Origin of the sequence: Neobacillus citreus (genome assembly GCF_018343545.2) — a bacterium.
Lineage (GTDB): Bacteria > Bacillota > Bacilli > Bacillales > Cytobacillaceae > Neobacillus > Neobacillus citreus.
Window position 1 is genome coordinate 349570 of the sequence record NZ_JAGYPE020000001.1, and the last position, 4516, is coordinate 354085.

At 41.5% G+C, this 4516-nt stretch carries 6 protein-coding genes; 4 read left to right on the forward strand and 2 right to left on the reverse strand.

Annotation, left to right across the window (positions count from 1 at the left end):
• Together KHB02_RS01630 and KHB02_RS01635 are read right to left on the reverse strand one after the other, a co-directional pair.
• The coding region (locus KHB02_RS01630; protein WP_241113658.1) for a glutaminase at nt 1-514 on the reverse strand (514 nt) is incomplete at its 3' end.
• A gap of 32 nt (nt 515-546) precedes the next feature.
• Nucleotides 547-2094, reverse strand: a complete 1548-nt coding sequence (locus KHB02_RS01635) for a bifunctional GNAT family N-acetyltransferase/carbon-nitrogen hydrolase family protein (protein WP_213140602.1) — start codon at nt 2092-2094, stop codon at nt 547-549.
• Between the two features lie 292 nt (nt 2095-2386).
• Between KHB02_RS01635 and KHB02_RS01640 the strand changes: the two genes are divergently transcribed.
• From KHB02_RS01640 to KHB02_RS01655, 4 genes are all read left to right on the forward strand, one after another.
• Nucleotides 2387-2884: a CcdC family protein gene (locus KHB02_RS01640; RefSeq protein WP_213140603.1), complete on the forward strand. Its 498-nt coding sequence runs from the start codon at nt 2387-2389 to the stop codon at nt 2882-2884.
• Nucleotides 2885-3071: 187 nt separating this feature from the next.
• On the forward strand, nt 3072-3572 hold the full coding sequence (locus KHB02_RS01645) for a redoxin domain-containing protein (RefSeq protein ID WP_241113659.1): 501 nt from the start codon (nt 3072-3074) through the stop codon (nt 3570-3572).
• 35 nt (nt 3573-3607) lie between these two features.
• A complete protein-coding gene (locus KHB02_RS01650) occupies nt 3608-4042 on the forward strand; it encodes a glycine/sarcosine/betaine reductase selenoprotein B family protein (protein WP_213116163.1) in 435 nt (144 codons plus the stop codon).
• A gap of 27 nt (nt 4043-4069) precedes the next feature.
• Nucleotides 4070-4312 (forward strand): hypothetical protein, encoded by a 243-nt coding sequence (locus KHB02_RS01655; RefSeq protein WP_213116164.1) that lies wholly within the window; start codon nt 4070-4072, stop codon nt 4310-4312.
• The last annotated feature ends 204 nt before the right edge of the window (nt 4313-4516 follow it).

Consider the following 4516-nt stretch of genomic DNA (forward strand, 5'->3'; position numbering starts at 1 on the left):
GCGCCCGGTTTAAGTCAGCCGATTCAAACTCCGACCGGGCTACCGTCTCACTATAGCCAATGGCAGGGTCGCCCGCCAATTCCCGGATAAAGCCTAATAACCGATTGAACCGCTCCTCTACTGAATCCCCTTTTATCATATGAGTTACGACAAGTGCCCCGGCATTGATCATCGGATTTAATGGTTTGGCTGGAGCCATGGTTTCCAACTTTGCAATTGAATTAAACGGGTCACCGGTTGGCTCCATCCCAACCCGTTCAAACACGTAGTGAAAGCCATTTTCTATTAAAACCAATGCTAAGCTAATAACCTTTGAAACACTTTGCAAGGTAAACTTTTTATCAATATCTCCTGCAGAGATACATCTTCCGTCTGGATAGTTTATCGCAATCGACAACGCATGAGGATTTGCTTTACCCAGCTCGGGAATATAATCTGCGACTTTCCCATCTTTCGTACATCGTTTTGCTTCTTCCACTAATCTCTTTAATTCGTCACTCGATTGACATGGCATTATTCATCACCCGTAGTATATGCACCTTTAATTTATTTTTTTGATAAGCCATTCCATTCAATTCGATACAAATCATGTCTCCGGTCACGTAATTGCCGCATCGAACCGGAATTCCGCGAGCGTCTCAATTTCTCAAGGTCAACATCGCCAACCACGACGGTATCAACGTTAGCATCACATTCCCCGACAATCCCGTCCCTTGCGAACTCAAAATCGGCCGGCGAGAAAATACCAGATTGTGCATATTGAATATCCATGTTTTCTACATGGGTTAGATTGCCCACAGTTCCGGCAATACAGGTATAAACTTGGTTTTCGATGGCACGGGCCTGGGCACAGTAGCGTACGCGAAGATAGCTTTGCCGATCTTCTGCACTAAAGGGGACAAAAATAATATTGGCGCCCTTTTCAACTGCAATTCGTGAGAGTTCAGGAAACTCGATGTCGTAGGATACCTGGATTGCAACTTTTCCACAATCTGTATCAAATACATTGATCTCATTTCCCTCAGCGATTCCCCACCACTTTTTCTCGTTAGGTGTCACATGAAGCTTCGATTGTTTTTCAATCGTGCCGTCCCGGCGGAAAAGAAAACCGACATTGTAAATATCTCCATCTTCTTCGATAAAATGAGTTCCGCCGACTATATTGATGTTATATCTTACAGCAAGCTGCGTAAACAGTTCTATATATTGATCTGTAAAGGTCGAAAGCCTCCTTACTGCCTGGTCTGGCCTTTTTTCTTCAAGAAAGGACATCAATTGGGTCGTGAATATTTCTGGAAACACCGCAAAATCGGAACCAAAATCAGCGGCAACGTCCACATAATATTGCACTTGTGTACTGAAATCCTCATAAGAGTCAATTTTCTTCATCATATATTGGACGACGCAAATTCTAACGGGGAATGATGTACGATAAATACGCTTTGATTTTGGCCGATAATCGACATTATTCCATTCCATCAAGGTGGCCATTGAATCAGACGCTTTGTCGTCTGGAAGGTAGCTTGTATTAATCCGTTTAATTTTAAAGCCTTGCAGAAGCTGAAAGGATAATACAGGATCATAAATGTTATGCTTCTCCACTTCCTCCACATATTCCCTTGCTGTCATTTCATCCTTGTATTTGTGATAGTTTGGGATTCGTCCGCCAATAATGATGCTTTCTAGATTTAAACGAACGGCAAGCTCCTTTCGAGCCTCATAAAGACGATGGCCTAATTTCATGCGCCGATATTCAGGATCGACCATCACTTCAATGCCGTATAAATTAAGTCCACTTGGGTCGTGATTCGTGATATACCCATGGTCTGTAATGGTGTCCCAGGTGTGCTGGTCGTCGTATTCGTCAAAATTGACGATAAGGCTTGAACAGGACCCTACGATTTTGCCCTCATATTCCACACAAATCTGCCCCTCAGGGAAAATTCGAATATGGCTAAGCAGTTGCTCCCGCTTCCATGGGTCCATGTTGGGGAAGCAAACTTTACCCAGCGCAATAATATCATCTATGTCTTCAATATGGATGTTGCGAATATCAATTTTCTTCTCGTATTTTGACATATCTGTTTCTGACATGGTTTTCACAACCTTTTCTTATTGGAACGTATGGAGTTAATCTATTTAAATGCTTTTTTAACTTAAAAGGGTGCATATTAAATTTTTTCCTGAGTTGCGTATTTCATACAATAGTGTGACATTTCCTTAACAAACGTTGAAAAATTAAAAAAATAATGACTAAAGTCATATATCACTGTTGACGAAGGTGACTATATTCGAATTTCCGGTGACCTTATAATCAAGTTGTAAATAAGAAAAGAAAAACAAAATGAAATTCAAAATAAACTCACCAGAAAAGGAGAATGAAAAAATGAACGGTTTAGCAATGTATGGAATATTTTTTGTGATTTTTGGATTGGTATTTTGGAGACGTACGAGGGCGATGGTTCGTCCGGTTCAAGGGTCGGGGATCAAAATATTGCTCCCGATGGTCTTTTTACTTCCGGGGTTTTCTGCACTTTTGCAATTTCAATTGCACTTAAAAGTTTGGGAAATTGGCGTTGCAGCTTTAATCGGAGTATTGCTTGCAGTGCCGCTTATTTTTACAACCAACTATGAAATTCGTAATGACAGAAAGATTTATGCACAAAAAAATAAAACCTTTTTTATCGCACTGATTGCCGTTCTAGTAATTCGAATCGCATTAAGACAATTTATTTCAGGCATCGATCCAATCAGTCTAAGTATGCTTTTCTTTACTGTTGCTGTCGGCTATGTTGTTCCTTGGAGAATTATTTCCTTTGTTAAATTTAGAAAGGTAAAACAGGCACAAATGCTTGGCGAAGAGATCGTAACGATTAAAGCATAACTTTATCTTGGCAATCTGGGCACGACATTTTATCAATGAATGTCGTGCCCAGATTATTTTATTCATTTAGTCATATTTTCAAAAAGCACCTATTTTTCTGCCATTAATTAATTTTGGGATAAGGTAGATGGGACATGGGAATAATGAAAGGTGTTCGTGAAAAAATCACTGGAAAGGAGAGATTTACATGCCACAAGGAGCTACGGAAACAAGCACCTTAAAGGTTGGTGACCAGGCACCTGATTTCACTTTGGAAGCACATGGCGGCCGCAGGGTTACTTTGAGCGAATTCCGCGGAACAAAAAATGTATTTCTTTGTTTTTACCCACTAGATTGGACCCCAGTTTGAGGCGCGCAAATGCCTTCTTACGAGGATGATTTACCTCGTTTTGAAGAGTTCGATACCCAGGTCTTGGGTATTTCAGTAGATAGTGTCCACAGTCATGATGCATGGCAAAAATCAATTGGCGGCATTTCCTACCCGCTTTGTTCCGATTTTTATCCGCATGGAGAAGTTTCGGAAAAATATGGAGTCCTTCGCAAAAACAAAGGCGAGGCTGCATACGGGGCTTCCGAACGTGCCCTGTTTATCATTGATAAAGAAGGTATTGTACAGTGGATTGATGTCCATCCACTTGATCGGCAGCCTGATAATGAAGAGCTGTTTGATGTACTAAGAAAACTTTAAATGATATTAAAGAGAGTAAAATAAGGAGGATGGGTATGGAACTCTCAAGAAAAGCCATCCCATATACACCTAGCAGTAAACCGCTTCATGAAATGACCATTATGATTGTTTCAACTTCTGGCGTCCATTTGAAGGAGCAGGAACCTTTTAACACGAATCCGTCAGAAGGAGATGCGACCTTCCGCATTATTCCAGGAGATGTTGATTCCAAGGATTTAATGGTCACCCATGCTGCCCCAAAGGAGCATTATAATACTGATGCTCCTAACGAGGATATTAACTGCGTTTTCCCTATCGACCGCCTACGGGAAATGGTTGATGATGGAGACATCGGCGGAGTAGCAGAAAAACATCTAACAATGATGGGCTATTCCATGAGATTGAATAAAATTAATAATGAAACCATTCCCGCGCTGGTAAAAGAAGTCGTCCGTTCCAAAGCGGATGCAGTACTCTTAACTGCCGGCTGACCGCTCTGTCATCGCACTGTAGTTACAGTGCAGCGCGGCATTGAATCACAGGGAATTCCGACAACATTAATTACCTTGGACGTTGAACAATCCAGTTTGATGAGGCCGCCTCGTGCGATCCATCCAGTTGGATTCGAATTCGGCCATTCATTGGGAAAGCCTCATGATAAAGTAACACAAATGAAAGTATTACTGGCAGCACTGGCAGAGCTAAATGAAAGACAAGAGCCGGGGCACATTCATGATGCTCATTTTCCAACATATAATTGAATCAAAGAAGGGTCCGCATATGCCGGCCCTTTTTCGGTTTTTTTAAGTTGTATTTCGGAATCCAACTTGTTGGATTCAAGCTTTACGATTAACCGGGATTCGGACACTTCCTCCCTTTTTTCAATCGGTTTTGTCCGAAGGTTGCTCAGGTTCGGACACTTCTGAGGTTAGTCTAAAAAGTGGACACGTAAAAATGAGATTTAG